Origin of the sequence: Rhodococcus sp. ENV425 (assembly GCF_002887785.1) — a bacterium.
Taxonomy (GTDB): domain Bacteria; phylum Actinomycetota; class Actinomycetes; order Mycobacteriales; family Mycobacteriaceae; genus Rhodococcus; species Rhodococcus aetherivorans.
Genome location: NZ_PCZU01000182.1, coordinates 49,831 through 75,615 on the forward strand (window position 1 = coordinate 49,831; position 25,785 = coordinate 75,615).

23 protein-coding genes, 1 tRNA gene and 1 pseudogene are annotated in these 25,785 nt (G+C 70.6%); 10 read left to right on the forward strand and 15 right to left on the reverse strand.

Features of this window, described 5'->3' with window-relative positions; genetic code table 11:
- From CQZ88_RS15140 to CQZ88_RS15150, 3 genes are all read right to left on the reverse strand, one after another.
- A partial coding sequence (locus CQZ88_RS15140) for a galactan 5-O-arabinofuranosyltransferase (RefSeq protein WP_102799989.1) occupies nt 1-1,902 on the reverse strand: 1,902 nt, incomplete at its 3' end.
- A 39-nt stretch (nt 1,903-1,941) separates the two neighbouring features.
- Nucleotides 1,942-2,739, reverse strand: a complete 798-nt coding sequence (locus CQZ88_RS15145) for a decaprenylphospho-beta-D-erythro-pentofuranosid-2-ulose 2-reductase (RefSeq protein ID WP_102799978.1) — start codon at nt 2,737-2,739, stop codon at nt 1,942-1,944.
- A complete protein-coding gene (locus tag CQZ88_RS15150; RefSeq protein WP_006932747.1) occupies nt 2,739-4,163 on the reverse strand; it encodes an FAD-binding oxidoreductase in 1,425 nt (474 codons plus the stop codon). Before CQZ88_RS15150 ends, CQZ88_RS15145 begins: the two co-directional genes overlap by 1 nt.
- 206 nt (nt 4,164-4,369) lie before the next feature.
- On the opposite strand from CQZ88_RS15150, the gene CQZ88_RS15155 reads away from it, so the two are divergent.
- The gene (locus CQZ88_RS15155; protein WP_006932748.1) at nt 4,370-4,792 is read left to right on the forward strand and encodes a GtrA family protein; all 423 of its coding nucleotides are present in this window, start codon (nt 4,370-4,372) and stop codon (nt 4,790-4,792) included.
- 77 nt (nt 4,793-4,869) lie between these two features.
- Here CQZ88_RS15155 and CQZ88_RS15160 read toward each other — a convergent pair whose 3' ends face one another.
- Genes CQZ88_RS15160 through rfbA form a run of 3 tightly spaced genes read right to left on the reverse strand, consistent with a single transcriptional unit; the run spans nt 4,870 to nt 6,814 of the window.
- On the reverse strand, nt 4,870-5,355 hold the full coding sequence (locus CQZ88_RS15160; RefSeq protein WP_006932750.1) for a GtrA family protein: 486 nt from the start codon (nt 5,353-5,355) through the stop codon (nt 4,870-4,872).
- The gene (locus CQZ88_RS15165; protein WP_006932752.1) at nt 5,352-5,939 is read right to left on the reverse strand and encodes a dTDP-4-dehydrorhamnose 3,5-epimerase family protein; all 588 of its coding nucleotides are present in this window, start codon (nt 5,937-5,939) and stop codon (nt 5,352-5,354) included. The genes CQZ88_RS15160 and CQZ88_RS15165 overlap by 4 nt, the downstream gene beginning before the upstream one ends.
- A 2-nt stretch (nt 5,940-5,941) precedes the next feature.
- Nucleotides 5,942-6,814 (reverse strand): glucose-1-phosphate thymidylyltransferase RfbA, encoded by an 873-nt coding sequence (gene rfbA, locus CQZ88_RS15170; protein WP_006932754.1) that lies wholly within the window; start codon nt 6,812-6,814, stop codon nt 5,942-5,944.
- A 64-nt stretch (nt 6,815-6,878) separates the two neighbouring features.
- Here rfbA and rfbB point away from each other — a divergent pair, with 64 nt between their 5' ends.
- Nucleotides 6,879-7,895, forward strand: coding sequence for a dTDP-glucose 4,6-dehydratase (rfbB, locus tag CQZ88_RS15175; protein ID WP_050034387.1), 1,017 nt, complete (start codon nt 6,879-6,881; stop codon nt 7,893-7,895).
- On the opposite strand, the gene CQZ88_RS15180 is transcribed toward rfbB, so the two are convergent.
- A complete protein-coding gene (locus tag CQZ88_RS15180; protein ID WP_029547038.1) occupies nt 7,853-8,821 on the reverse strand; it encodes an NAD(P)-dependent oxidoreductase in 969 nt (322 codons plus the stop codon). The two genes, rfbB and CQZ88_RS15180, sit on opposite strands and share 43 nt — an antisense overlap.
- Before the next feature lie 2 nt (nt 8,822-8,823).
- Complete coding sequence (locus tag CQZ88_RS15185) at nt 8,824-9,825, reverse strand: glycosyltransferase family 2 protein (protein ID WP_029547039.1); 1,002 nt, start codon at nt 9,823-9,825, stop codon at nt 8,824-8,826.
- A 165-nt stretch (nt 9,826-9,990) separates the two neighbouring features.
- Between CQZ88_RS15185 and CQZ88_RS15190 the strand changes: the two genes are divergently transcribed.
- The gene (locus CQZ88_RS15190; RefSeq protein WP_029547040.1) at nt 9,991-10,830 is read left to right on the forward strand and encodes a glycosyltransferase family 2 protein; all 840 of its coding nucleotides are present in this window, start codon (nt 9,991-9,993) and stop codon (nt 10,828-10,830) included.
- On the opposite strand, the gene CQZ88_RS15195 is transcribed toward CQZ88_RS15190, so the two are convergent.
- A complete protein-coding gene (locus CQZ88_RS15195; RefSeq protein ID WP_102799979.1) occupies nt 10,817-13,063 on the reverse strand; it encodes a hypothetical protein in 2,247 nt (748 codons plus the stop codon). The two genes, CQZ88_RS15190 and CQZ88_RS15195, sit on opposite strands and share 14 nt — an antisense overlap.
- Nucleotides 13,064-13,268: 205 nt before the next feature.
- Here CQZ88_RS15195 and CQZ88_RS15200 point away from each other — a divergent pair, with 205 nt between their 5' ends.
- Together CQZ88_RS15200 and CQZ88_RS15205 are read left to right on the forward strand one after the other, a co-directional pair.
- Nucleotides 13,269-15,170: a glycosyltransferase gene (locus tag CQZ88_RS15200; protein WP_102799980.1), complete on the forward strand. Its 1,902-nt coding sequence runs from the start codon at nt 13,269-13,271 to the stop codon at nt 15,168-15,170.
- 3 nt (nt 15,171-15,173) lie between these two features.
- The gene (locus CQZ88_RS15205) at nt 15,174-16,685 is read left to right on the forward strand and encodes a glycosyltransferase family 39 protein (RefSeq protein ID WP_102799981.1); all 1,512 of its coding nucleotides are present in this window, start codon (nt 15,174-15,176) and stop codon (nt 16,683-16,685) included.
- A gap of 4 nt (nt 16,686-16,689) precedes the next feature.
- On the opposite strand, the gene CQZ88_RS15210 is transcribed toward CQZ88_RS15205, so the two are convergent.
- The 5 genes from CQZ88_RS15210 to CQZ88_RS15230 all read right to left on the reverse strand — a co-directional run bounded on the left by CQZ88_RS15210 (nt 16,690) and on the right by CQZ88_RS15230 (nt 20,923).
- Complete coding sequence (locus tag CQZ88_RS15210; RefSeq protein ID WP_102799982.1) at nt 16,690-17,544, reverse strand: TylF/MycF/NovP-related O-methyltransferase; 855 nt, start codon at nt 17,542-17,544, stop codon at nt 16,690-16,692.
- 144 nt (nt 17,545-17,688) lie between these two features.
- Nucleotides 17,689-18,588 carry a glycosyltransferase gene (locus tag CQZ88_RS15215; RefSeq protein WP_006932777.1) on the reverse strand — a complete coding sequence of 300 codons (900 nt, stop codon included), beginning with the start codon at nt 18,586-18,588 and terminating at the stop codon, nt 17,689-17,691.
- Complete coding sequence (locus CQZ88_RS15220; RefSeq protein ID WP_029547044.1) at nt 18,585-19,409, reverse strand: ABC transporter ATP-binding protein; 825 nt, start codon at nt 19,407-19,409, stop codon at nt 18,585-18,587. The genes CQZ88_RS15215 and CQZ88_RS15220 overlap by 4 nt, the downstream gene beginning before the upstream one ends.
- Nucleotides 19,410-19,421: 12 nt before the next feature.
- A complete protein-coding gene (locus tag CQZ88_RS15225) occupies nt 19,422-20,297 on the reverse strand; it encodes an ABC transporter permease (protein WP_006932781.1) in 876 nt (291 codons plus the stop codon).
- 38 nt (nt 20,298-20,335) lie between these two features.
- Nucleotides 20,336-20,923 carry a bacterial proteasome activator family protein gene (locus CQZ88_RS15230; RefSeq protein ID WP_029547045.1) on the reverse strand — a complete coding sequence of 196 codons (588 nt, stop codon included), beginning with the start codon at nt 20,921-20,923 and terminating at the stop codon, nt 20,336-20,338.
- Nucleotides 20,924-21,078: 155 nt separating this feature from the next.
- On the opposite strand from CQZ88_RS15230, the gene CQZ88_RS15235 reads away from it, so the two are divergent.
- Nucleotides 21,079-22,287 (forward strand): cysteine desulfurase-like protein, encoded by a 1,209-nt coding sequence (locus tag CQZ88_RS15235; RefSeq protein WP_029547046.1) that lies wholly within the window; start codon nt 21,079-21,081, stop codon nt 22,285-22,287.
- 14 nt (nt 22,288-22,301) lie between these two features.
- Here the strand turns inward: CQZ88_RS15235 and CQZ88_RS15240 are convergent, their stop codons facing one another.
- The gene (locus CQZ88_RS15240; protein WP_102799983.1) at nt 22,302-23,288 is read right to left on the reverse strand and encodes an NAD(P)H-quinone oxidoreductase; all 987 of its coding nucleotides are present in this window, start codon (nt 23,286-23,288) and stop codon (nt 22,302-22,304) included.
- Between the two features lie 96 nt (nt 23,289-23,384).
- On the opposite strand from CQZ88_RS15240, the gene CQZ88_RS15245 reads away from it, so the two are divergent.
- The 4 genes and pseudogenes from CQZ88_RS15245 to CQZ88_RS31130 form a co-directional block, all read left to right on the forward strand.
- The gene (locus tag CQZ88_RS15245; RefSeq protein ID WP_006932792.1) at nt 23,385-23,873 is read left to right on the forward strand and encodes a MarR family winged helix-turn-helix transcriptional regulator; all 489 of its coding nucleotides are present in this window, start codon (nt 23,385-23,387) and stop codon (nt 23,871-23,873) included.
- A gap of 10 nt (nt 23,874-23,883) precedes the next feature.
- Nucleotides 23,884-23,968, forward strand: a tRNA-Ser gene (locus CQZ88_RS15250).
- Nucleotides 23,969-24,147: 179 nt separating this feature from the next.
- The gene (locus CQZ88_RS15255; RefSeq protein ID WP_044475699.1) at nt 24,148-25,458 is read left to right on the forward strand and encodes a DUF1254 domain-containing protein; all 1,311 of its coding nucleotides are present in this window, start codon (nt 24,148-24,150) and stop codon (nt 25,456-25,458) included.
- 128 nt (nt 25,459-25,586) lie between these two features.
- Nucleotides 25,587-25,785 (forward strand): annotated as a pseudogene (locus CQZ88_RS31130) (esterase family protein); the annotation flags it as partial.

Below are 25,785 nucleotides of genomic sequence, written 5' to 3' on the forward strand. Positions count from 1 at the left end.
GGTGACGACGACGAACGGCCCGATCTCCGAGATCGTGAAGCGCGGATCGTCGAACAGCGACTTCGGGTACGTCACCGTGTAGCGGCGCACATTGGGGTCGTTGGGGTACACGTCCTCGGCGAGCCGGAGCGTGTAACCCTCGGCGCCCTGCCGGAATACGATCGCGTCGGGGCCCCGCCACGGCGACTCGTCCCACGCCGCGAGCAGCTCGTCGGCCGTCTCGAGCGACGCCCAGTCCTCGATCGCGGCGGCGCGAGCCTCGAAGTCCGCCAACGGATTCGCGTAGTGCGACGTCAGCGCCTGGAATCCGAGGTAGGGGTGGTAGGCGAGGAAGGTGGTGTCGGCGGTGAGGACGACGATCTCGTCGCGGGGCCGGTCCAGCGCCGCGGTGATCGCCTCGTCCAGCTCGGCGTAGTAGGCGCCGGCGCCGGGCGGACGTTGGTCGGCGCGTTCACCGTCGCCGTCGGTGTCGGTGTAGGCGACGGTGATCTCGCTCGCGAGGACCTGCGGGATGTTCTGGGTGAACGCGACCGCGCCCAGCGCGCCGACCGCGATCAGGGACCACCGCACCCGCTGGTTCTCGCTGGTGGCCAGCACGATCCACCGGGTGAAGTCGACGAATGCGAACGTGCCGGCGGCCGCGAGCAGCACGAGCAGGATCACCTCGAGGCGGAAGGCGAGCAGGGTGTTGCCCAGCGCGGTCAGCGCCATCGACGCCAGGTACCACAGGTACACGGATACGACGCCGAGTCCGAGGGCCTGCGCGCGCCGCGACGACGTGGCCCGTCCGACCAGCCACACCGTGCCGAGCAGGCACAGCAGCCCGATCAGCGAACCGTGGAACATCGGCAGCGGCAGCCGGGCCCCGGTCTCGGGCAGATAGTGCGTCGCGGTGCCGGATCCGGCGGTGGACCCGCCCCGCAGCACCTCGAGCACGAACGGCGCCCACACGAGCAGCGCGACGAGCGCCGCGATCGCACCGATCACCACGAACCGCACGAGCACCGGGACCGCGGCGCGCCACGTGCCGGCCGCGCGTCGCGCCAGCACCGCCGCGACGACGGCCATCACGGTGACGGCGAACGCGGCGATGCCCAGGTAGAGCGTGTAGAACGTGGCCGCCAGCCCGAGGAACAGTCCGGTCCCGACGGCGGCTCCGCCGCCCGGTGCGCCCTTTGGGCTGCTCCAGCCGCCCGAAGGACGCACCGGGCGCGACAGCGCCCCCCACGCCATGACGAGGGCGGGTGCGAGCAGCAGCGCGATGACGGCGCCGTACGGCTCGGGGGAGCCGTAGGCGAGGACGACGGCGGTGGTCGCGGTGGCGACCAGCACGGCCAGATCGACCCGCACCAGCGCGGTCCACAACACGAGCGCGCCGACGGCGGCGACGGCCAGCGACACGATCGACCACGGCTTGAACGCCTCCCAGCCGTCCATGCCGAGCAGGTTCGCGAAGCGGCCGCCCACCCAGAACCAGCCGGCGGGATAGAACGGTGGCAGGTCCGCGTACGTCATGTCCCGCAGGGCCGGGGAGTCGGTGAGCCGTGTCAGGTACTCGGTGCGGAACTCCTGGTCGACGGAGATGCCGTGCAGATAGAGCTTCGTCGCGGCCAGCGGCATCCCGAGGGTGACGGTGACCAGGCCCGACAGGCCGGCCCACGACAGCACCCGCGCGAACGGCGTCCACCGTCGCCGCCGGTGCAGCACGACGGAGACGGCGAGCACGGCGAGCGCCCCCACCTGCAGCACCGTCGTGACGGCCTGCGTGACGTTCGACGAGTTGAAGGCGGGCCACTGCACGCGCGCGAACGCGAACAGGCCGACGGCGGCGACGATCGCGGCGACGAGAACCGCAGCGGCCCCCTCGCCGGCGGTGCGGAGCGCACGCCGGAAGGGGGCCACGTCGGAGGAGAGTACGGCTGGGTCGGACACCCCCGCAGCCTAGATCGGCAGCTTTCGGAAGGTCGCGCGCGGGACGTGCCGCAGCACCATCATCACGTAGCGGAAGGCGCCCGGAGCCCACACGAGTTCCTTGCCCTTCTCGGACGCGGAGACGGCGAGCTTGGCGACGTCCTCCTTGTTCACCGTCAGCGGGGCTTCCTTCACTCCGGCGGACATGCGGGTGCGGACCTGCCCCGGCCGGATCACCAGGACACGGGGGCCGTACTCGCGCAGCGCCTCGCCGAGCCCGAGGTAGAAGCCGTCGAGACCGGCCTTGGTGGAGCCGTACACGAAGTTGGAGCGGCGCACCCGCTCACCCGCGGCGGAGGACATGGCGATGATGCGGCCGTAGCCCTGCGCCTTCATCTTCTCGCCGACGAGCACGCCGACGGACACGGCCGCGGTGTAGTTGATTTCGGCGATCTGCACGGCCTTGGCCTGGTTCTGCCACAGCTCCTCGGCATCGCCGAGCAGTCCGAACGCGACGATCGCGACGTCGACGTCGCCGGCAGGAGCGGAGCCTGCGGAGCGACCGTTTCCGGCGAGGTCCCAGGCTCGGTCGATCACCTTCGGGTGGCTGCCGGTGTCGAGGGCGTCGAAGTCGATCACGTCGACCTTGGTGGCCCCGGCGGCCTTCACCTGCGCGACGGCGTCGTCGCGCAGCGGGTCGTTCGGCAGCGCCGCGAGGATCACGCGGGCCGGCGCCCTGCGCAGGTACTCCTCGACGATGGCGAGGCCGATCTCGGACGTGCCACCGAGGAGCAGCAGGGTCTGGGGGTTGCCGACGGCGTTGATCATCAGTGGAGTTCCAACCTTCTGGACATATCGGAGGCGAACACGTTGGTGGGATCGACCGAGCGGCGGATCTTGATCCATTCGCCGATGCGCGGGTACATCGCGTGGAACGTCTCGGCGGAGGTGCGCGAATCCTTGGCGGTGTAGAGGCGGCCGCCGAACTCGAGGACGCGGCGGTCGAGTTCGCGGACGAACTCGTTCAGGCCCGCCTTGATGGGGAAGTCGACGCAGATGTTCCACCCCGGGATCGGGAAGCTCAGCGGCGCCTTGTTGCCCGGGCCGAACAGCTTGAAGACATTGAGGAACGAGTAGTGCCCCGACTTCTGGATGTCGACGATGATCCTCTTGAACTCCTCGACGGCCTCCGTGGGCACCACGAACTGGTACTGCAGGAAGCCGTTCGAACCGTAGGCGCGGTTCCACTCACCGAACATGTCGAGCGGGTGGTAGAACTGCGTCAGATTCTGGACCTTGCCGCGGTAGGTGCCGGACTTGCGGTACCACAGCTCGCCGACGGCGCTGAAGGTGTACTTGTTGGCCAGGCCGTTCGGGAAGATGTCCGGGAACGTCAGCAGCGTCGGCGCGTCGAACTTCAGCGGGTTCTTCTGCAGCTTCTTCGGCAGCTGGTCGAGCTTCGCGAGCGAACCGCGGGAGACCGCCGCGCGGCCGAGCTTCGGCGGCGGTGCGACCGCGTCGAACCAGGCGCTCGAGTAGTCGTAGTTCGCCTCGCTGCCGTCGCTGTGCAGCGCGATCGTCTCGTCGAGGGTGCTGGTGACGTCGCCGTCGGCGATGAAGTACGCCGTCTCGGTGGGCGTCATCTCGATCGTGGCGCGCAGGATGATGCCGGTCAGGCCCATGCCGCCGACCGTCGCCCAGAACAGCTTGGAGTTGCGACCGTTCGGGGTGAGGGTGCGCACCTGGCCGTCGGCCGTGAGCAGGTCCATCGACCGGACGTGGTTGCCGAAGCTGCCGGCGCTGTGGTGGTTCTTGCCGTGGATGTCCGCGCCGATGGCGCCGCCCACGGTCACCTGCCGGGTGCCCGGCAGCACCGGCACCCACAGGCCGAACGGCAGCGCCGCGCGCATCAACTGGTCCAGGTTGGCGCCCGCGTCGACGGTGACCAGACGCGATTCGCGGTCGATCGTGTGGATCCGGTCCAGCGCCGTCATGTCGACGACGAGCCCGCCCGCGTTCTGCGCCGGGTCACCGTACGAGCGGCCGAGGCCGCGGGCGATGACACCGCGGCGCAGATGCGACGGCTTGGACTCGTTCTGCTCCGCGACCCGGGCGACCGCCTGCGCGATCACCTCGACGTCGGGAGTGGACAGCACCTCCGCGGTGGTCGGGGCGGTGCGCCCCCAGCCGGTCAGAGTGCGGGTCTGGGTGGGGAGCGGCGCGGCGGCCGGCTCTGCAGCTGTCGTGGACATCGCCGTACAGGTTACCCGCCGGTCGCAGCAGCGAGAGTGTGTCGGTGGCGACGTCCCCGCCCCGGCGTCCGGATTGCCGGAACCGTCCCGGTGCGTTCCGTCGCGGAGCGGGAGCGCTCGCGCCGCTCGCATAGGCTGTCGCCGTGTCCGAGCACCCGCAGCACCCGCACTGGCAGACGCAACCGGAGCACCACGCCCCCCTGCCGGTGGAGATCCCCCTCACCGACAGCACCGCCGACGAGGCGCTCGACCTGAAGACGCAGATCGTGCGGTTCGTCCTCACCGGCGGGCTGTCCGCGATCGTGGACTTCGGTCTCTACGTGCTGCTGCTGGCCGTGGGGCTGCACGTCAACGTCGCGAAGTCGCTGTCGTTCGTCGCCGGCACCACCACCGCCTACCTGATCAACCGGCGCTGGACCTTCAGGGCGGAACCGAGCCGGGCCCGGTTCGTCGCGGTGGTGATCCTGTACGCCGTCACCTACGCCGTGCAGGTCGGCATCAACTACGTGCTGTACGACGCGCTGCCCGCCGAGTGGTGGCGCGTGCCGCTCGCATTCGTCGTCGCGCAGGGCACGGCCACCGTGATCAACTTCGTGGTGCAGCGCGCCGTGATCTTCCGCCTGCGCTGATCGGTCGGCCGTGGGGGGCGAGCGAATGTATCGCTCACCTCCGTGGTCCGACGAAATGGTCCATTCGCTCGGGTCGCTCAGTCGTGCTTGGCGCGGCGGAAGGAGAAGTCCCGGTAGCCGAAGAAACTCGCCGTCGCGGTCACGAAGGTGATCACGATCTGCGCGGGGATCGGGGGGAATCCGAGGACGGACACCGCCAGCGTCATGAGCGCGAGGTTCAGCAGGAACGCGCTCAGGTTGACGGTCACGAACCGCCACAGGTCACGCAGGAAGTGACCGCGCACGCGGAACACGAGGTAGCGGTAGGTGGAGAAGGCGCACAGCACGTTGGAGGCGTAGCCCGCCACGATCGCGACGTGGTAGCCGAGGGTGTCGCCGACGGCGAGCTGCCACACGATGAACCAAGCGGTGCCCAGCGCGGTGTTGAAGGCCCCCACCAGCAGGAACGCCACGGCCTGGTTCTTGAACAGGCGCATGAGCGGGCCCGGCGCCCCCGACATCCCGCCGGGTGCGCCGGCGGGTTCGGTGACGGGATCGGGGGAGGGCACCGGCTGCGCGCTCACCCGAGGTACCGCGGCAGCGACCCGGCCGCGACGGCGTCGGCCAGCGAGGGGGCCGCCCGGTCCTTGTCGGACAGCTGGTGGTGCAGGGGCGCCCCGTCGCGGCCGGTGGTGGGCCAGTCGATGCCGATCTGCGGGTCGAGGGGGTCGATCTCGTGTTCGCGGTCGGGGTTGTAGCCGGTCGAGCACAGGTAGACGACGGTCGAGCCGTCGGCCAGGGAGCAGAAGGCGTGGCCGAGGCCCTCGGGGAGGAAGATCGCGCGGCGGTCGACGTCGTCGAGCAGCACCGCGTCCCACTGCCCGAAGGTGGGCGAGCCGACGCGCAGGTCGACGACGACGTCGAGCACCGCGCCGGCCGGGCAGGTGACGTACTTGGCCTGCCCGGGGGGGACGTCGGCGTAGTGGATGCCGCGCAGCACCCCGGCGGCGGAGACCGAGCAGTTGGCCTGGGCGAGGTCGAGGGCGCGTCCGGCGGCGTCGGTGAAGGTGGGCTGTTTGAACCACTCGTAGAAGACGCCGCGGTCGTCGCCGAACTGTCGGGGGGTGATCTCGTAGGCGCCGGGGATCTTCAGTTCGCGGTAGTGCACCGTCAGTGTCCTTCCCGGTCGAGCAGGTCGAGCAGGTAGCTGCCGTAGCCGGATTTGACCAGCGGCGCGGCCAGGGCGCGCAGGTCGTCGTCGGTGATGAAGCCGCGCCGCCACGCGACCTCCTCGGGGGCGCCGATCTTCAGGCCCTGGCGTTGTTCGATGGTACGGACGTAGTTGCCGGCGTCGAGCAGCGAGTCGAAGGTGCCGGTGTCGAGCCAGGCGGTGCCGCGCGGCAGGACCTCGACCTGGAGCCGGCCGGCCTCGAGGTAGGTGCGGTTGATGTCGGTGATCTCGTATTCGCCGCGGTCCGACGGGCGCAGGCCGCGGGCGATGGCGACGACGTCGTTGTCGTAGAAGTACAACCCGGGCACCGCGAAGTTCGACTTCGGGGTGGCCGGCTTCTCCTCGAGCGAGAGCGCCCGGCCCTCGGAGTCGAACTCGATCACCCCGTAGGCCCTGGGATCGGAGACGCGGTAGGCGAACACCGCGCCGCCGTCGAGGTCGGCGAACCGGGTGAGCTGGGTGCCCAGGCGGGGGCCGTAGAAGATGTTGTCGCCGAGGACGAGGGCGACGCTGCCGGTGCCGATGTGCTCGGCGCCGAGCACGAACGCCTGGGCGAGCCCGTTCGGCTCCGGCTGGACCCGGTAGGTCAGGTTCACCCCGTAGCGCGACCCGTCGCCGAGCAGGCGCTGGAACTGTGGAGCATCCTCGGGCGTGGTGATGATCAGGATGTCGCGGATCCCGGCGAGCATGAGGGTCGAGAGCGGGTAGTAGATCATCGGCTTGTCGTAGACCGGTACGAGCTGCTTGCTCACTCCCAGGGTGATCGGGTGCAGGCGGGACCCGGTGCCGCCGGCGAGAATGATTCCGCGCATGACGGGCAGTCTCCCATCCGGGGTGGACGCGGACCAGCGAACGCACCGCCGGTAGGGTTGCCGCATGCGGCTGCTCGTCACCGGCGGTGCCGGTTTCATCGGTGCGAACTTCGTGCATCGGACCGTCGCCGACCGCCCCGAGGCGCGGGTGACCGTGCTCGACAAGCTCACCTACGCCGGCAACCCGGCCTCCCTCGACCCGGTCGCCGAGAAGATCCGCTTCGTCCGCGGCGACGTCGCCGACGCGGACCTGGTCGACGCGCTGGTGGCCGAGTCGGATCTGGTGGTGCACTTCGCCGCCGAGTCGCACAACGACAACTCCCTGGCCGATCCGTCGCCGTTCGTGCAGACCAACCTGATCGGCACGTTCACCCTGCTCGAGGCGGTGCGCCGGCATTCGGTGCGGTATCACCACATCTCCACCGACGAGGTGTACGGCGATCTCGAGCTCGACGATCCGGCCCGGTTCACCGAGGCCACCGCCTACAACCCGTCGAGCCCGTACTCGTCGACCAAGGCCGGCTCGGACCTGCTGGTGCGCGCGTGGGTGCGCTCGTTCGGGGTGGCCGCGACGATCTCGAACTGCTCGAACAACTACGGCCCCTATCAGCACGTGGAGAAGTTCATCCCGCGGCAGATCACCAACGTCCTCGACGGGATCCGGCCCAAGCTGTACGGCACCGGGGCGAACGTGCGGGACTGGATCCACGTCGACGACCACAACCGGGCGGTGTGGACGATCATCGACAAGGGCGAGATCGGCCAGACCTATCTGATCGGCGCGGACGGCGAGACGAACAACCGCACCGTCGTCGAGACCATCCTCGAGCTGTGCGGTAAGGACCGGGGCGACTTCGACTTCGTCACCGACCGCCCCGGCCACGACCTGCGCTACGCCATCGACGCCACCCGCCTGCGCACCGAGCTCGGCTGGACCCCCCGCTACCGGGACTTCCGCGAGGGCCTGGCCGCGACCATCGACTGGTACCGCACCCACGAGCACTGGTGGCGACCGCAGAAGGACGCCACCGAGCAGGCCTACGCCCGTTCCGGGGAGCGGACACTCGGCCGAGCCGAATGACCCATCGTGCGCCGGGTCGCTTCCAGCGTGGCGGCGATGCCGGCCGGGAGGGGCCGATGGCTGCGGCGGTCCAGCTCGGTCCACACGAGCGACCGTAACCGCAGGTCCCGCCCTTGCACCGACGCGAGCGGTGAGGACGCGAGCACGACGTTGGGGCGGCGGCGGAAGACGGTTCGGCACGCGCCGAGGATCGCGCCGATCGTCACCGACCGGCCGGACGCGAAGATCTTGGTGCTCACCCCGCCCGATTCGGCTTCCGCCCGCGCCAGGGCGTCGGCAACCATCTCCGCCGCGTCGGAGATGTAGAGGTAGTCCCGCAGGGTGTCCATCGAGACGTAGATCGAGACCGGTGCCCCGGTGAGATAGCCGCGGCACAGGTGGGAGATGAGACCCTGCGGCTTGGCGAGATTCTGCCCCGGCCCGTAGAGGTTCGCGAAGCGGCCGATCACCGCGGTGGCGCCCGTCGCCCCGGCGAAGTCGGTGACGACGGCCTCGGCGGCCAGCTTGGCGTGTCCGTAGAGACCGAGCGGGGCCGTGGGGCTGTGCTCGGAGTGGGGTGCGCCCGGCGCGGCCGCGTACACACCGCCTGCCGACGAGGCGTGGAACACCGTCCCGTGCTCGGCGCTGCCGCCGGCTGCGTGCGCCAGTCCGTCGAGCACGTCGCGCAGCAGAGCGTTCTCGGCCGCGAATGCTTCCGCCGTCGTGCCGTTCACCCCGGCGCCGGCGCACCACGCGACCCGCCACGGCCCACCACCGGTGGCGCGGACGAACCGGTCCGCGTCGGCCAGCAGCACGTCGCGGGCCTGCTCCGGCTCCTCCCAGGGCACCACGCTCGTCGCCACCGGGACGTCGCGGCGGTGCAGCTCCCGGGTCACCCACGAGCCGAGCAGTCCGCCACTTCCGACGACCCACGTCGGCGCCGGCACGGCTACCCGCTCCGGAACGATTCGAGGTCGGGATACCGCTGTGTGCGGGCCAGCGGACCGGAGCCGGGATCGCTGACGATCAGGTACGGCGGTTTGCCCATCGCCGTCTTCACCGCCACCCCCACGTACTCGGCGATGACTCCGAGGGAGAACAGGACGGCGCCGAATCCCAGCAGCAGAATGACCGTCGTCGAGGCCCAGCCCTGCACCGGGAAACGGTTGCCGAGGAACAAGTAGGACACCAGCACCCACACCGCCCACAGGATCCCGCCCACGGCCAGGACCACGCCCAGCAGGCTCACCATCCGCAGGCCCTTGGTTCCGCTCGACAGCACCATCCGCCAGAAATGCGACAGCAGAGTGCGCAGCCGGTAGCCGGACGCACGTCCCTGCTCCTCCCGCAGGGCGACCGGGCTCGTGCTCACCTTGCCTGCGATCCACCCCAGCGCGACGTCGAGGTAGACCTCGGAACCCGCGTAGGCGGCGAGGGAACGTCCCACCTCGCCCAGCACCAGACGGAAACTCTGGTAATCGGGGCTGTCGGGCACGGACAGCACCCGGGCCAGGAACCACTTGGATCCCTTGGAGGCCACGTTGCGCAGCAGGCCGTGCGGTGCCGCGTTCGTCGGTTTGGCGTATACGACGGTCGCGCCCTCGTCGAGCGCGGTGTCGAGCAGCCCGCCGATGGCGGCGGGATCGTGCTGACCGTCCTCGTCGAGGGTGACGATCCACTCGCCGCCACTCGACGCCATGCCCGCGAGCGTCGCCGGATGCTGGCCGAAGTTCCGGCTGAGCCACACCCCGGCGACGAAGGGGTACTTCGCGGCCAGCTCCCGGATGACGCGGGCCGAGTCGTCGGGGCCGTTGTCGTGGACGAGCAGGACCTCCTCGACCACCATGGGACGGCCACCGGGGGTCAGTGTCACCTCGGTCCACGGAACGATCTGCTCGAGCAGGTCACCCAGAGTGTGTTCGCCCTGATAGACCGGCACGACGACCGACACGCGGTGCGGCGTGCCCACCCCCGGCCGGTCGTCGCTGCTCACAAGTCGGGAGTGTATACGCCGGGTGGGGCTGTTTTCGGGTGCGGGCCGTGCCGATGTACGGTGGCGCCGTCAGTCGGCCCGCCACGAGCGCCGGGCGTGCGTTCGAGGACGGGATGAGCAGCAGTGACGAGGCCGAAACTGTCCGTGGTGATTCCGGCCTACAACAATGCGCTGTTCATCGAGGCGACGGTCGAGTCCGTGCTCGGGCAGGACTTCGAGGATTTCGAGCTGATCATCGCCGACCACAGTTCGACCGACGGCACCGCCGACCTGCTCGGCAAGTACGCCCGCGACCGGCGCGTGACCCTGTTGTCGACTCCGACGGGCGGTGGTGCGCCCCGGAACTGGCAGCGCGTGACGGCCGAGGCCGCGGGCGAGTACGTCAAGCTGGTGTGCGGCGACGACCTGCTGTATCCGGGGGCCCTGTCGGCCCAGGTGGCGGCCCTGGACGCGCACCCGTCGGCGGTGGCGGTGGCGTCGCAGCGGGACATTCTCGACGCGCGAGGCGCGAAGATGATCGGCGGACGCGGTCTCCAGGGACTGTCGGGCCTGGTGCCGGGCGGGGAGGCGATCCGGCGCACCGTGCGGCTGGGCACGAACGTGTTCGGTGAGCCGATGTGCGTGATGATGCGCCGCGATGCCCTCGAGCGGGCCGGCGGATGGGACGGTCGTTTCCCCTACCTGATCGACATGGCCTCCTACACGAAGGTGCTGTTCCACGGCGACCTGTATGCCCTGCGGCAGGTCGTCGGCGGTTTCCGGGTCAGTGCCGGTCAGTGGAGCGTGGCCCTCGTCGCCGAGCAGGCCCGGCAGGCGAAGGCCTATCACCGGTGGGTGTCCGAACAACTGCCCGGCGGGCTCCGGGCGGCCGACGTGTGGCAGGGGAATCGCCGCGCCGAACTCGCCGCGCTTCAGCGGCGGGTGTTCTACACCGTGTTCCGGTCGCGTCTCAGCCCACGGTAGCCGCCGGTACGGGCGCCGCGGCCTCCTCCGGATTCTCCCGTCGCGCCTTCCGCCGGTCTCTCAGGTACAGCAGCTGCATCGCCGCGGCGCCCGCGATGCCGAGGCCCAGGCCGGCGAACCCGGCTCCCTGGCCCGGCGGTGTCCAGCGCACGACGAGCTCGCCGTCCTCGGTGCCGGCGGGGATGTCCACCGCGAGGAACATGCCGTCCACCGAGCGCGGTTCCAGGGGCCGGCCGTCCAGCGTGGCCGAGTAGCCGGGCCAGTTCAGGCGTCCGAAGACGACGCGTCCGCCGTCCACCGAGTTCACGCGGACCCGGCTCGTCGCGTAGTCCTCGGAGACCGGGGTGGCGGTGACCCCTTCCGTGAAGGAGATGCGTCCGTTCCGGCCGCTGATCGGTCCGGCGAGCCGTTCGAGGATCACCGCGTCCACGGCGTCCGCGGACCCGGGCGGCGACTGCACCCACCGCCAGCCGGGCGGCGCCGGCTCCGAGTCGGCGTCCGGGTACTGCCGGCGCTGCAGCACCACCCGATCCACGAGCATCAGGTCCACGTACGTCCGGTCGGTGCTCGATTCGGTGGCGAACGCGGCGCCGAACGCGTCGGCGCAGCTCGAGCCGTCGTGCCGCATGCACAGGTGGAAGGCGAACTCCTCGAAGCCGATGGGGGTGTAGGCGTTGACGTACGTCTCGTCGAGGGACTTGGCGAAATTGCCGAACACGAGGGAGCGGTAGACGCCCTGCGGATTCGCGGTCCACGGCAGCACCAGTTCGCGGTCGGCGAGCTGCAGCGTGGTGCCCGGCCGGTCCGGGAAGTTCTCCTTCGCGACCGACTGCCGGGCCGGCAGATCCCACGCGAGCGGGTGCGGTGTCGTCGACGCCACCTGGAAGTACACGACGGGCAGCGCCGAGAGCAGCAGGATCGCCGCCACCGCCCGCTCACCGGCGCGGAGCGCGCCCCACAGGACGGCGGCCCCGACGAGGAGGACGGCGCCCGCCCACAGCAGGTGACGGTTCATGAACTCGGGGGACGAGGACCCGGAGCGCAGGGTCATCAGCAGCACGAGCGTGGCCGCCGCGCCCGCCCGCACCCGCATCCTGCGGAGCGTGCCGTGGCGGCTGATCAGCACGCACACCACCACGAGTGTCGCGAGAGCGAACATCGGCAGCAGCCGCGCCGGCCAGCGCAACGGCCCCATCACGCTGGGGCCGGCCGTCGCCATGAGCATGGCGACGAGGAAGATCAGCGCGCCGGCGAGGCTGCGCACGGACCGGTGCACGGTCTTCCAGTCCACGAAGGCGAGCGCCGGGACGGCGAACCAGGCGATGTAGGTGACGGGGAACGGCTGCACCTCCCCGAACCAGGCTTCGATGCCCGGCAGCGCGGAGGGGATGCCGGAGTTGAGGGTGTCCGACCAAGGTGCCGTGAGGAAGTTGTCGTTCTGGAAGCCCTGGTCGGAGCGCCAGGTGACGGAGCTGGACAGCGCCCCGGGCAGGTAGGTGATCAACCCGCCCGCGGCGGCGCAGCTCGCGACCACCGCCAGCCGCAGCGAGGGCCGCCACGAGTGCCGATGGATCCGTTCGCCGATCATGAGGCAGCCCGTGAGGATCCCGGCGACGAGCGCGGGAAAGACGTAGCCGACGCTGACGGCGAGGTACAGGAACACGAACGCCGGCAGGGGACCGGAGCGTCCGCGCAGGTAGCGGAGCGAACTGGCCCACGCCTGGGCCACCCACGCCGAGCCGGTGAGGGCCGTGACCCAGGTCGCCTGGTCGAAGAAGAGCGCGAACCCGGTGAACGGGACGGCGGCGCCGGCCACCGCCGCCCACGTCGCGCGAGCGCCGTACTCCAGGCAGATCCGGTACACGCCCAGCGCCAGGACGACGGAGAACGCCCACTTCACGCCGGTCGAGAGCAGCACCATGTTGTCGACGGACGGCGCGATCAGGTTGACGAGCAGCTGCGGCGGATTCCAGAGGCCGCCCTGCCCCTCGACCGGGTAGTTCCCGGCCATCCACTGTTCCGGCACGAGGCTCGGAAGCTGTCCGGTCCGCAGGATCCGGCCGAGGAAGATCCAGTTCGGTACCGCACCCGATTCCGTGTCGTCGGTGTAGAACCATCGATCGTCGGCCGCCAGGATCACCAGGTAGGTGACCGTCACCATCGCTGCCACTGCGGCACCCCACGTCCGGCGCTGCCGCCGCGTCGTCACCGCGGGCACGACGGCGGAGGTCACATGTGCTCCAGAGGTCGGGGACGGGGCTGGCCGGAGGCCAGGGACGAGGCTGGCCAGAGGCCAAGGATAACGGGGGTGGGCCGGGCGACGACCGGCCGGGCGCGGGGGTGGATCCGCGGGGACGTCGGCCGGTCCCCGGTCCGTTGGTAGCCTGGGACGAGTTGTGTCCTGGGGGGCAGCAAGGTTCCGAAAGGTGTTTCGACGGATGGACAAGGCCGAATTCGCTGCGATCGAACCGACGGGAGGGGTCGGCACCGCAGCTGACGGTTCGTCCGTCACGGGGCGCCCCGCGACCCGTCCGACCGCTCAGCGTGCGCTGTTCGCGGGGCCGTCTCCGCTGGTCAGCGACGACATGTACGTCACCGTCAAGGGGACCGTCGACCGTGAGCGGACCAGGGTGCGTCTCGGCCGCCGGAGCCGTGTCGAAACGGACACCTACTTCGGCAGATTCCCCGCCAGCTACTGGCAGCGCTGGACCGCCGTCACCGAGGTCGAGTTCGTCGCCGAGGTCGACGGGGACGGCCGCATCGAACTGGTCGCCACCGATGCCCGGGGCCGGCGACGGATCGTCGCCACGACCGCCGTGTCGTCGAACGGCGCGCCCGCGACGGTGACGGTGTCCACCCCGATCGACCGGTTCGTCGACGGCGGTGCCCTGTTCGCACGGATCTCCACCGGCGCCGGCGAACTGGCCGTCGAGAACGCCCGGTGGACGGTGCCGGCACCGAAGTCCCTGCGGCCGGCCGCCGTCGTCATCTGCACCTTCAACCGCGCCGACGACTGCGCGGCGACGCTGGCCGCCATGGCGGACGACCCGATCGCGCTGGCCGACGTGCAGTCGGTGTACGTGATCGATCAGGGCACCGACCGGGTGGAGACCCGGCAGGAGTTCCAGCGCGTCGCCTCCGAACTCGGCGACAAGCTCGTCTACATCACACAGCCCAACCTGGGCGGCGCCGGCGGATTCACCCGCGGCCTGTACGAGGTCGCCGGCTCCGCGCGGAACCCCGGAGCCAACATCGTGTTCATGGACGACGACGTCCTGTGCGAACCGGAGGCGGTGGTCCGGCTCAACATGTTCGCGAACTGCACCGTCGAGCCCGCGATCGTCGGCGCGCAGATGCTGTACCTGCTGCATCCCGACCGGGTCCACGTCGGGGCCGAGGTCGCAGACCTGCAGCGGCTCCAGGCCGGGCTGGAGGTGAAGAACGCGCTCGCGGACAAGAGCACGCTGAAGAAGCAGCAGGACATCCGGGTCGACGCCGGCTACAACGGGTGGTGGTCGTGCCTGATCCCGTCGGAGGTCGTGGAGAAGGTCGGCTATCCGCTGCCCCTGTTCTTCCAGTGGGACGACATCGAGTACGGCTACCGCTCGCGGGCGAACGGCGTCGCGACCGTCACGCTGCCCGGTGCCGCGGTGTGGCACGCGGATTTCGCGTGGAAGGACTGGGACGAGTGGCACCGCTACTTCAACCTCCGCAACGCCATGATCACCGCGGCCCTGCACACCGAACTCGACGGCAAGGCACTCGCCAAGCAGTTGCGGACCGACCTGTTCCGGTACCTCGTCTCGATGCAGTACGGGATGGCCTTCACCCTGATCAAGGCCGTCGAGGACTTCCTGCGGGGGCCCGAGTTCCTGCACGACGGCGGCATGGAGGCGGCGGCCGTCATCCGGCGCGAGCGCGCGGAATACGGTGAGACCATCCGCCACAACGCGAACAACGTGCCGGGCCTGCGTCCGGCCGACATGTTCATCACCCCGGCCGGCCCGTACCCGCGCAAGAGCCTCGAGTGGGCGGTACTGGCCAAGCGCACCCTCAACCAGTGGCGCGGTCGCCTCCCGGCGCATCCGGTCGCCATCCCGTCGTCGGATGCGCACTGGTGGCACGTGTCGCTGTTCTCGCACGCCGTGGTCACCGACGCGTCCCAGGAAGGGGTCCGCGTGCGCAAGCGGGACAAGGAGCGGGCCGTCGCGCTGCTCCGGCGCGGTGTGCGCGCGCTGCAGGCCTTGAAGAAGGAGACCCCCGCGGTGTCCCTGCGGTATCGCGAGGCCATGCCGCAGCTGACCAGCCGGGAGAACTGGGCCCGCCTGTACGGGAAGTAGCCGATGGCCGATCGGACCACGGCGTGCGCGCGGGATGCTGTCCTCATCGCACTGCTGGGTTCGATCGTCGCCGCGTTGGGCACCGGGCGCCCCTCCTTCTGGTACGACGAGCTGGCCACCCTCTCGGTGGCGCAGCGCTCCCGCGTCGACCTGGACCGGGTGCTCGGTAACGTCGACATCGTCCACGGCCTCTACTACGTGGCGATGCGGTACTGGTTCGCCGTCTTCGGGGCTTCGGAATTCTCGGCGCGGCTGCCGAGCGTCCTGGCCGTGGGCGCCGCGGCCGGGGGTGTGGTCGTGCTGGGCTGGAAACTCGCCGACCGGCGGCTGGGCGTGCTCGCGGGTGTCGTCTTCCTGCTGCTGCCGCGCGTGACGTGGGCTGCGGTCGAGGCCCGCAGCTATGCCCCGTCCGCGGCCGCCGCCGTATGGCTGACCGTGCTGCTGCTCGTGGCGTGCGAGTCGGGCCGGCTCCGATGGTGGCTGGTGTACGCCGCTGTGCTCGCACTGTCGGTGGTGCTGTTCCTGTACACGGTCGCGCTGATACCGGCCCATCTGATCATCGTGGCGTTGCGGGGTGACCTGCGGCGCCGCGGACTCGCGTGGCTGGGGGCGGTCGTGGCGGGGTCGGCGGCGGCGAGCCCGCTCGTGCTGGAGGCGTTCGCCCAGGCGGGGCAGACCACGTGGATTCCGCCGCTCGACCGGAACCTGCCGCGGATCGTGTGGGAGTACCAGTGGTTCGTGGGCGCCCCCTGGTTCGCGGCGGCATTCACGGTCCTGGTCGTCGTGGGGCTCGTCGCGTCTGGGCGGCGACGCATGCGGGCGCAGCGGCACGGTGTTCTCGCGGTGGCCGTGCCGTGGATCGTCGTGCCGATGGCGATGCTCGTGACGTACTCGCTCGTCGCGTCCCCGGTCTACCTGGACCGGTATCTGACGTTCACGACGCCGGCGGTGGCCCTCATCGGTGCGGTCGCCGTCGCGGCCGTGGCCGTGCGGCCGTGGGCGACGGTCGGTGTCACCGGTGCGCTGGTGCTGCTGACCGTGCCGTCGTTCGTCGCGCAGCGCTCCCCGTGGTCCGACCCCAGCGGCATGGACTTCAGCACGGTCAACCGCGACGTCGCCGGCCGGCTGGCGCCGGGCGACTGTGTGCTGTTCGGCGGCGCCGCATGGAACCCGGCGTCGCAGCGGCTGGTGCAGACCGCGCGCCCGGACACGTTCGCGGGGACCCGCGACCTGGGGCTCGGACGGACCGCGGCCGCCGAGGGCTGGCTGTGGGACGAGAATCTCCCGTTCCAGGCTGTCGCGGGGCAGTTGCCCACGTGCGAGGTGGTGTGGTTCTTCGCGGACGCCGAGCGGACGACCGAACAGCGGGTCTATCACACGTCGAATCAGTGGTGGACGCTTCCACCGCACCGGTTCGAGTCGACCCCGGAGTACGCCGGGCTCGTGCATGCCGGTTTCCGGATCGACGAGCGCCGGCAGTTCAACGTCAGCCAGGTGATCCGTTTCGTGCGGTGACGGTTCACCGCAGCTGCACGACGACCTGCTCGTTGTCGGCCGTGTACGCCAGGTACTCGAACGCGAGTCCGGTGCGCGCGACGAACTCGGTCCACGCCCGGTACTCGTGCCGCTGCCAGCCGGGATAGTTGAAGAACTCGTCGAACACCAGCACGGTGCCGGGCACCAGGCGGTCCTCGAGCAGGTCGAGCACCGTCGTCGTGGACGAGTAGAGGTCGGCGTCGAGGTGGACGAACGCGACGTCGCCGGGATGTGCGGCGAGGAAGCGGGGAAGGGTGTCGGCGAACAGGCCGGGCACCAGCTCGGCGCCGGGCACGTCGGGCGGGGTGTCCTGCGCGAACTCCCCGGCGGGGAACCCGCTGCGCCATGCCTCCGGCAGTCCGGTGAAGACGTCGAACCCGAACACCGGGTGGTCCGCGCCCAACGCGTCGGCGACGATCCGCAACGTGGTGCCCGACGCGACCCCGAACTCGAGGGCCAGGCCGGGCCGGGACACCCGGTCGAGCGCGAACCGCAGGGTGTCGTGCGGGGTGTCGAGGACCGCGGCGGTGGGCATGTTCGTGACCGCGAACGCCGCGGCGGTGTCGGTCGCGGCGCGGTCCATCGCATAGCGCAGGTCGCGGCGCTGCCGGTGCTCGAGATCGGCGACGCGGTCCCGGAGCAGGCCCACCTCCGAACGGGTCTGTGCGAGCTCGGCCAGTACCTGCCGCAGCTCCGCGGTGGTCGCGGTCAGCTCGGCGAGAATCCGGTCGTGGTGGTTCTCCTGCAGCTCGCGGGTGCGTCGCGCCGAGAGGTCGACGACTTCGGCGACGGCACGCTGCAGCTTGCCCCGGGTCGTCGCCCGCCAACGCCCCAGCATCGCGCCCTCCCGTGCCCGTCGAGACCTAGCCCCGAACCTAGACAGTGGGCCGATAGGGCGCAATCGCGCCCTCCCACCCGGCCGAATGTCACATTGCGCCGGTTCCATCGACACAATGTGACATTCGGCCCGATAGTCGGTCCCTCACACAGGCCGCTCGAACCGTTCCTGCCGGCCCAGCTTGCGCAGCCGCACCCATTCGCGGAGCGCGGCAGGGTCCCGGCGGCTGACGAGGAAGTACCAGCCGAACCGCACCCATTCCTGTGGCAGCAACCGGCGCAGACCGGGCTGTGAGAGCAGGTAGCCGCGGTTGCGGTAGGTGAAGAACCGCTTCGTGTCGTTGTCCGGGTACTGGGTGTGCATCCGGCCGCCGAGGATCGGCTTGAACTCGTCGGCGCCGTTGGGGTGCAGATAGGCGGTGCGCAGGCAGGTGCCGAACGGCAGACCCGAGCGGACCAGGCGACGGTGCACCTCCACCTCGTCGCCCCGCACGAACAGCCGCAGGTCCGGCACGCCCACCGCATCGATCGCGGCGGCGGTGAACAGGGCGCCGTTGAACAGCGACGCGATGCCCGGCAACAGATCGTCGCTCTCGACGTCGCCGAGTTCGCTGCGGTGACGACGCCACGCCACGCCCCGGCGCAACGGGAACGCGAGACGGTCGGGGTCGTCGATGTCGCACACCACCGGCGACACCTCCGCCAGGCCGTGCCGCTGCGCGCACTCGAGCAGTGTCGCGAGGACGTCGGGGCCCTCCGGGCGGCCGTCGTCGTCGGCGAGCCACACCCGGTCCGCGCCGAGCGACAGCGCGTACAGCATGCCCAGGGCGAAGCCGCCGGCGCCGCCGAGATTGTGCTTGGACCCGAGGTAGCTGGTGGGCAGGGGGCACGATTCGACGAGGTCGCGCACGGCCTCCTCGTCGGCGTTGTCGACGACCACCAGGTGGTCGAGCGGCCGGGTCTGGGCGCTCAGGACCTTCAGCGACTGTGCCAGCTGCTCGCGCCGCCGGTGGGTGACCACCACCCCGACGATGCGTTCGCTCACGCCGAGCGCTCCTGCGGCAGCCCCTGCTCGCGTTCCAGCTCGGCGATGACGTGATGCACATGGTCGGCCGCGTCGTCGCCCTCGTAAGCGCGCACGACCTCCTCGATGCCGCCCTCCATGCGGATCTGCCCGTGGTCGATCCACAGCGCGCGCTCGCACAGCTGCGCGAGGAACTCGTTGGAGTGGCTGGCGAAGACGAGGATGCCGGAGCGTTCCACGAGCTTCTGCAGGCGCACCCGCGCCTTCTTCATGAAGTCGGCGTCGACCGCGCCGATGCCCTCGTCGAGCAGCAGGATCTCGGGGTCGATGCTGGTGACCACGCCCATCGCGACGCGGACCCGCATGCCGGTCGAATACGTGCGCAGCGGCATGTTCAGGTACTCGCCGAGCTCGGTGAACTCGGCGATCTCGTCCATCTTCGCGAGCATCTGCTTGCGGGTCTGACCGAGGAACAGCCCGCGGATGATGATGTTCTCGTAGCCGGAGATCTCCGGGTCCATGCCCACGCCGAGGTCGAACACCGGCGCGACGCGGCCCCGGATCCGGGCGCTGCCGCGCGTGGGCTCGTAGATCCCCGCCAGCAGCCGCAGCAGTGTGGACTTGCCGGCGCCGTTGTGACCGACGAGGCCGATGCGGTCGCCTTCCTTCAGCGAAAGGGTGATGTCGCGCAGCGCCTCCACCACCACCACGTCGGAGTTGTTGCGGCCGATCGAACCGCCGGCCTTGCCGAGGAACGCCTTCTTCAGCGACCGGGTCTTCGCGTCGAAGATCGGGAAGTCGACGCACGCGCCGCGCGTCTCGATGCTCACATGTTCGGTCATGATGACGGCCCCTTAGACCCAGTAGGGCACGCGGGCCCGGTACTTACGCAGCGCCAGCAGCGCCAGTCCCCAGCCGGCCACGGTGATCGCCAGCACGATGTACCAGTGGTAGGCCTGCTGGTCCTGGCCGATCATCGGCGCCCGGATGATGTCGAGGTAGTGGAACAGCGGGTTGATCTCGGCCAGCTTGACGCGCTGGGCGGCCTGCCCGCCCTGCGCCTCGAGGCTCTGCGTCGTCCACATGATCGGGGTGAGCACGAACAGCAGCAGTGTGAGGCTGGACAGGATCGGGGCGATGTCGCGGTAGCGGGTGGCGAAGATGCCGAACAGGATCGCCACCCAGACGGCGTTGAGCACGATCAGGCCCAGCGCCGGGATCGCCGCGAGGGACGTCCAGGTCAGGTCTCGCCACACTCCGAAGGCGAAGATCATGATCACGTAGATCACGAGGTTGTGGGCGAAGAACAGCAACTGCCGCCACACGAGCCGGTAGATGTGCACGCTCAGCGCCGACGGCAACTGCTTGATCAGGCCCTCGTTGGCGATGAACACCTCCGAGCCCTCCAGGATGGAGGCGCTGATCATGTTCCAGACGATCAGTCCGACCGTCACGTACGGCAGGAACTCGTCGAGCGGAATGTCCAGCAGCGCGGCGTACAGGATGCCGATGGCGGTGGCCTGGACACCGGTGGCGATGGTGATCCAGAACGGACCGATGACCGAGCGCCGGTAGCGCTGCTTGATGTCCTGCCAGGCCAGGCTGAGCCACAGCTCGCGCTGGGCGAAGCCGTCGCGCAGATCCTTCAGGCCGCGCCGGAAGGTCTGCGAATCCGACACCACCGGAGAGTCCGCGGCGGTGGGCTCGGGATCGAGGGCAGAAGCTGACACGAGGTCCGAGCCTACCGGGGATCGTGGTCGGGCCGTCGCTACAGGTACTGACCGGTACCCGGGGCACCCGGTCCCGGGCCGTGCCGTTCGTCGGGGCGCGGTCCGCCCCCCAGCATGCCCGGCGGCAGCGCACCCTGACGCATCTGCTCGAGCTGCGCCCGCGCCGCCATCTGCTGCGCGAACAGTGCCGTCTGGATGCCGTGGAACAGGCCCTCGAGCCAACCGACGAGCTGAGCGTGCGCGATCCGCAGCTCCGCGTCGGACGGCACCTCGTCCTGACCGAAGGGCAACGCGAGCCGTTGGAGTTCCTCGCGCAGTTCCGGGGCGAGGCCCTCGCCGAGCTCCTGGATGGAGGACTGGTGGATCTCGCGCAGACGGGCACGGCTCGCATCGTCGAGCGGCGCGGCGCGGACCTCCTCGAGCAGCTGCTTGATCATGGTGCCGATCCGCATGACCTTCGCCGGCTGCTCGACCATGTCGGCGAGCGACTCGGCGTCATCCGGCTTCTCCTGGGGCTCGGCGGCGGACTCCCGCGGATCACCGGAGGCGGTACCGTCGCGCTGGACCGCGACGGGATTGCCGTCGGGTCCGATCACGAGGACGTGCTCATTCTCCGAATGCGTCATGGTTCCATCTTGTCCTCTCGCCGGTGCCGTTGCCGAGTCAGGTTCCCGATACGGGAGGTTTCACCCGACATTGCGCTCCGTACGTGCACCTTCGGAGGGCGTACGGGACCGACGTGGACGACACACGATTGACACCGGGATTTAGAGTGTCACGCATGGCTTACGACGTTGCCCGGATCCGGGGGTTGATTCCCTCGCTCGGCGACGGTTGGATCCATCTCGACCCACAGGCCGGAATGCAGATTCCCGACGCGGTCTCCCGCGCGGTGTCGACGGCATTCCGCAACGCCGCGGCGTCCCCGACGGGCCGGCACACCTCCAACCGTCGGAGCGCGTCGCTGCTGCAGGCGGCGCGCGTCGCCGTCGCCGATCTCGTCGGCGGTGACCCGGCGGGTGTGGTGCTCGGACCGGATCGGGCGGTCCTGCTGGCCTGGCTCGCGGAGTCGCTCAGTTCCCGGCTCGGGCTCGGCACCGGGCTCGTGCTGTCCCGGCTGGACGACGAGGCCAACGTGGCACCGTGGCTGCGCGTCGCGAGCCGCTACGGCGCCCAGGTCCGGTGGGCCGAGGTCGAGATCGAGACGTGCGAGCTGCCGAGCTGGCAGTTCGAGGAACTGATCACTCCCACCACCCGGCTCGTCGCGCTGACCGCCGCGTCGTCGCTCGTAGGTTCCGCGCCGGACGTGCGCGTCGCCGCCGACCGGCTCCACGAGGTCGGCGGGCTCATGGTGGTCGACGCGGCCGGGGCCGCGCCCTACGCGCACGTCGACATCCACGAACTCGGCGCCGACGTGCTCGCGGTCAACGCGTCCGCGTGGGGGGGACCGCAGGTCGGCGCCCTGGTGTTCCGCGACCCGGCGCAACTCGACCGGATCCCGGCGGTCTCCCTGGATCCGCACGCACGCGGCCCCGAGCGGCTCGAAGTCGGCGGCCATCAGTTCGCGATGCTCGCCGGGCTCGTCACGTCCGTCGACTTCCTCGCGGCCCTCGACGACGAGGCGACCGGCACGCGCCGCGAGCGTCTCGAAACGTCGATCAGTTCGCTGCAGGGCTACCAGGACCAGCTGTTCGAGCGGCTGATGCGCCTGCTCGACAACCTGCCCGACGTGATGGTGATCGGCCGTGCGTCGAGCCGCGTGCCGACGCTGAGCTTCACCGTCGCGGGCGTGCCCGCCGAGAAGGTCGCCGCGCATCTCGCCGACCGTCGCATCGCCACCGTCGCGGTCAGCCGCGGCACGAGCCGCCTGCTCGACTCGCTCGGCGTCAGCGACGAGGGCGGCGCGGTCACCATCGGCCTGGCCCCGTACACCACCCGCTACGAGCTCGACCAGCTGGTGCGCGAGCTGCGCAACCTCACCGCCTCCTGACCGGGCCGACCGGCCTAGTGCCGATCGATGCGCAGCACGACCTTGCCTACGGTGTCGGGGGAATCCAGCATCTCGTGGGCCCGCGCGGCCTCGGTGATCGGCACCTCTGCGTGTACGACGGGCCGGACCTGGGCCTCGGCGATCATCGGCCACACGTGCTCGCGAACCTGCGCGACGATCGTGCTCTTGCCGGAACGGCCGGTCTCCGGCCGCCCACGCAGGCCCGTGGCGAGGACGTGCCCGCGCTTGGCGAGCAGCTTGCCGAGGTTGAGCTCGCCCTTCGCGCCGCCCTGCATGCCGATCACCACGAGCCGGCCGTCGGGGGAGAGCACGTCGACGTTGCGGGACAGGTAGGCCGCGCCCATGTTGTCGAGCACCACGTCGGCGCCGCCGAACCGGCCTCGGACCTCGGCGACGAAGTCCTGCGAGCGGTAGTCGATCGCGAGGTCGGCGCCGAGCTCACGGCAGTAGTCGAGCTTGCCGGCCGACGCGGTCACCGCGATCTTCGCGCCCAGCGCCTTGCCGACCTGGATGGCGTGGGTGCCGATGCCGCCCCCACCGCCGTGCACGAGCAGCACCTCACCGCGGCGCAGGCCCGCCGCCATCACCACGTTCGACCACACGGTGCACGCCACCTCGGGCAGTGACGCCGCCACCGCGAGATCCACGCCCTCCGGCACGGGCAGGACCTGTCCGGCGGGGACGACGACCTGCTCGGCGTAGCCGCCGCCGGTCAGCAGCGCGCACACCCGGTCGCCGATCGACCAGCCGCTCACGCCCTCACCGAGTTCGGCGATCACCCCCGAGCATTCGAGACCCAGGACGTCGCTCGACCCGGGCGGCGGCGGGTACAGGCCGCGGCGCTGCAGCAGATCGGCACGGTTGACGGCCGTCGCGGCCACGTCGATCAGGACCTGTCCGGGACCGGGGGTGGGGTCGGGCTGCTCGGCCCACTGCATGACCCCGGAGCCGCCGGGTTCAGTGATCGTGATTGCGCGCATGGGTTCGACGCTATCGCGACACGCCGACGCAGGGGCGACACGCAGCGAACTGACCGGCGAGTAACACAGACGACGGCCTGCCTCTACACTGCCCGCGTGACAGCCGAACTGCATGCCGACCGTCCCGATCCGCGCTGGCTCGACACGGACGAGCAGCGGGCATGGCGGGCCTACATCGACGGCAATCACCGGCTCATGGATCGACTCAATCGCGACCTGCAGGAGGCGCACGGCCTGTCCCTGGCCGAGTACCGGATCCTGGTGCTGCTCTCCGAGGCTCCCGACGGGGCGCTGCGCATGAGCGACCTCGCCGACGGGGTGCTGTCGTCCCGCAGTCGCCTCACCCACCAGATCCGCCGCATGGAGGCCGCGTCGATGGTGGTGCGCAGTTCCTGCCTCGAGGACGGCCGCGGCGTCCTCGCCACCCTCACCGACGAGGGCCGCCGCCGGCTCACCGAGGCCGCGCCCACGCACGTCGCCGGGGTGCGCCGCAACCTCGTCGACCTGCTCACGAGGACGCAGATCCGGACCCTCTCCGAGATCTTCACCAAGGTGGAGGCGGCCGTCGACGACAGGTGTGGTTAGGATTTGGCACGGAAGCGTGGCAGAGCGGCCGAATGCACTCGCCTTGAAAGCGAGCGTGGGGAGACCCACCGGGGGTTCAAATCCCTCCGCTTCCGCCGGAAGGAGAGCCCGTCACCTGCGGCGTGTGTGCAGGTGACGGGCTTCGTCGTCGGACGCGCGCAGGTGGCACCGGAGCGCCCGGATCCGACGGCGAGTGTCGCTCCAGGAACGCGTTCTCGCCTCCTACACTGACGGAATGGCCGGCACAGCAGCTCGGGCGGCGGCAGCGCTCGCGGTGGGCCTGCTGACCGCCTGCGCGGCGCCGCATCCGGCAGCGGAACCGGAGCGGACCGCGGTCGACGTGGCCACCGACGGCTACGTCTACGGCTACGCGCCCGTGACGCTCGCGCGGACCCGGGCGAACATGCTCTGCCTGCTGCCGGTGAACCGGCTCCACCACCAGTCCGCGACGGCCGATCCCACCTCGCGCGTCGTCGTCGCCCCCAACGTCGACACACTGTATTCGATTGCGTGGCTGGATCTTCGGGAAGGACCGGTGCTGCTCACGCACCCGGAGGCGGGGGATCGGTACTTCGACTTCCAATTTCTCGACATCTATACCGACGTCTTCGCCAACGTCGGCACCCGGGCGACGGGATCGGCCGCAGGCGCCCACGTCGTCGTCCCACCGGGATGGGACGGTCCGCTGCCGGCGGGAGCGGCCGTGATCGAGTCACCCACGTGGGACGCCTGGATGATCGGCCGGACTCTCGTCGAGGCGCAGACCGACCTCGAGGCCGCCCGGGCCGTGCAGCGGCAGTACTCGCTCACCGTGCTGACCGCCCCCGTCGCCGATGCGCCGCCACCGCTGCCGCCGACCGCGTGCGGAAGCAACCCCGACCCGCAGGCGCTCGCGGCGTCGGGGCCGCAGTTCTTCGACGAGCTGTCGGCGATCCTGGCCGCGAACCCACCACCGCCCGCCGACGGACCGTTGCTCGACGAACTCGCCGGCCTCGGGGTCGGGCCCGGCGCCCGGCCGAGTGCCGGGCCGGCGGACACCGTCGCCGCACTCGCCACCGGGGTGATCCGCGGCGAGCGACGCATCCGGGACCTCGTCGACTCGGGCGAGCAGTCCGGTGCGGTGTGGGGCTCGCTGGCGACCGCGGGCCGGTACGGCACCGACTACCTGCAGCGCGCGGTGGTCGCGACGATCGGGCTCGGCGCGAACGTGCCGGAGGAATCGACGTACCACGTGGCCCGCACCGCGGCGGACGGATCGGCGCTGCGGGGCGAGGCCGGTTACCTCCTGCGCTTCCCGCCCGAGGGGCCGCCGGTGGACGACCGCGGCTTCTGGTCCGTCACCGTGTACGGCCCCGACATGTTCCTCGTCGCCAACCCGGTCGACCGCTACGCCGTCGGCGACCGGACGCCCGGACTGGTCCGTGGTCCCGACGGTGCGCTCGACGTGTGGGTCTCGTCCCGGCCGCCGGTGTCGGGCGGCTCGAACTGGCTGCCGGCGCCGCCCGGGGAATTCGTGCTGATGTTCCGGTCGTACCTGCCGACGGACCGGGCGTGGACCCCGCCGGAACCGACCCCACAGCCGTAGCCGGCGACGCGGTGCCCCACCGTCACCAAGGGCGGCGATCCGCGTTGGTGACGAGCCCCACTTTCTTGACCCGCCCCGGTCCGTACTGTGGAATCGGATTTTCCGAAGTCGGGGGACGAAGGAAGTTGATGCTCAGAGCTGTGGTCGCGACGCTCGTCGCGGCGTTCGTTTTGCCACTGTCCGTGACGTCCGTCGTGTCCGCCGAGCCGGCGGCATCCGCGCGGGTGGATCGGGTGGAGTCCCTCACCGCTCGACGCTCGGCGGTGTTCGTGTCCTCGCCGTCGATGCAGCGGGTCGTCCAGGTGCAGGTCCTGCACCCCGCCGGGG

What these genes read in the sequence shown, in the direction of transcription:
- CQZ88_RS15210 (WP_102799982.1), bottom strand. Translation starts at nt 17,544, where the DNA reads ATGCTGGGGCGTTGGCGGGCGACGACCCGGGGCAAGCTGCAGCGTGCC.
- CQZ88_RS15145 (WP_102799978.1), bottom strand. Translation starts at nt 2,739, where the DNA reads ATGATCAACGCCGTCGGCAACCCCCAGACCCTGCTGCTCCTCGGTGGC.
- CQZ88_RS15240 (WP_102799983.1), bottom strand. Translation starts at nt 23,288, where the DNA reads ATGCGCGCAATCACGATCACTGAACCCGGCGGCTCCGGGGTCATGCAG.
- CQZ88_RS15205 (WP_102799981.1), top strand. Translation starts at nt 15,174, where the DNA reads ATGGCCGATCGGACCACGGCGTGCGCGCGGGATGCTGTCCTCATCGCA.
- CQZ88_RS15220 (WP_029547044.1), bottom strand. Translation starts at nt 19,409, where the DNA reads ATGACCGAACATGTGAGCATCGAGACGCGCGGCGCGTGCGTCGACTTC.
- CQZ88_RS15235 (WP_029547046.1), top strand. Translation starts at nt 21,079, where the DNA reads ATGGCTTACGACGTTGCCCGGATCCGGGGGTTGATTCCCTCGCTCGGC.
- CQZ88_RS15230 (WP_029547045.1), bottom strand. Translation starts at nt 20,923, where the DNA reads ATGACGCATTCGGAGAATGAGCACGTCCTCGTGATCGGACCCGACGGC.
- CQZ88_RS15150 (WP_006932747.1), bottom strand. Translation starts at nt 4,163, where the DNA reads ATGTCCACGACAGCTGCAGAGCCGGCCGCCGCGCCGCTCCCCACCCAG.
- rfbB (WP_050034387.1), top strand. Translation starts at nt 6,879, where the DNA reads ATGCGGCTGCTCGTCACCGGCGGTGCCGGTTTCATCGGTGCGAACTTC.
- rfbA (WP_006932754.1), bottom strand. Translation starts at nt 6,814, where the DNA reads ATGCGCGGAATCATTCTCGCCGGCGGCACCGGGTCCCGCCTGCACCCG.
- CQZ88_RS15200 (WP_102799980.1), top strand. Translation starts at nt 13,269, where the DNA reads ATGGACAAGGCCGAATTCGCTGCGATCGAACCGACGGGAGGGGTCGGC.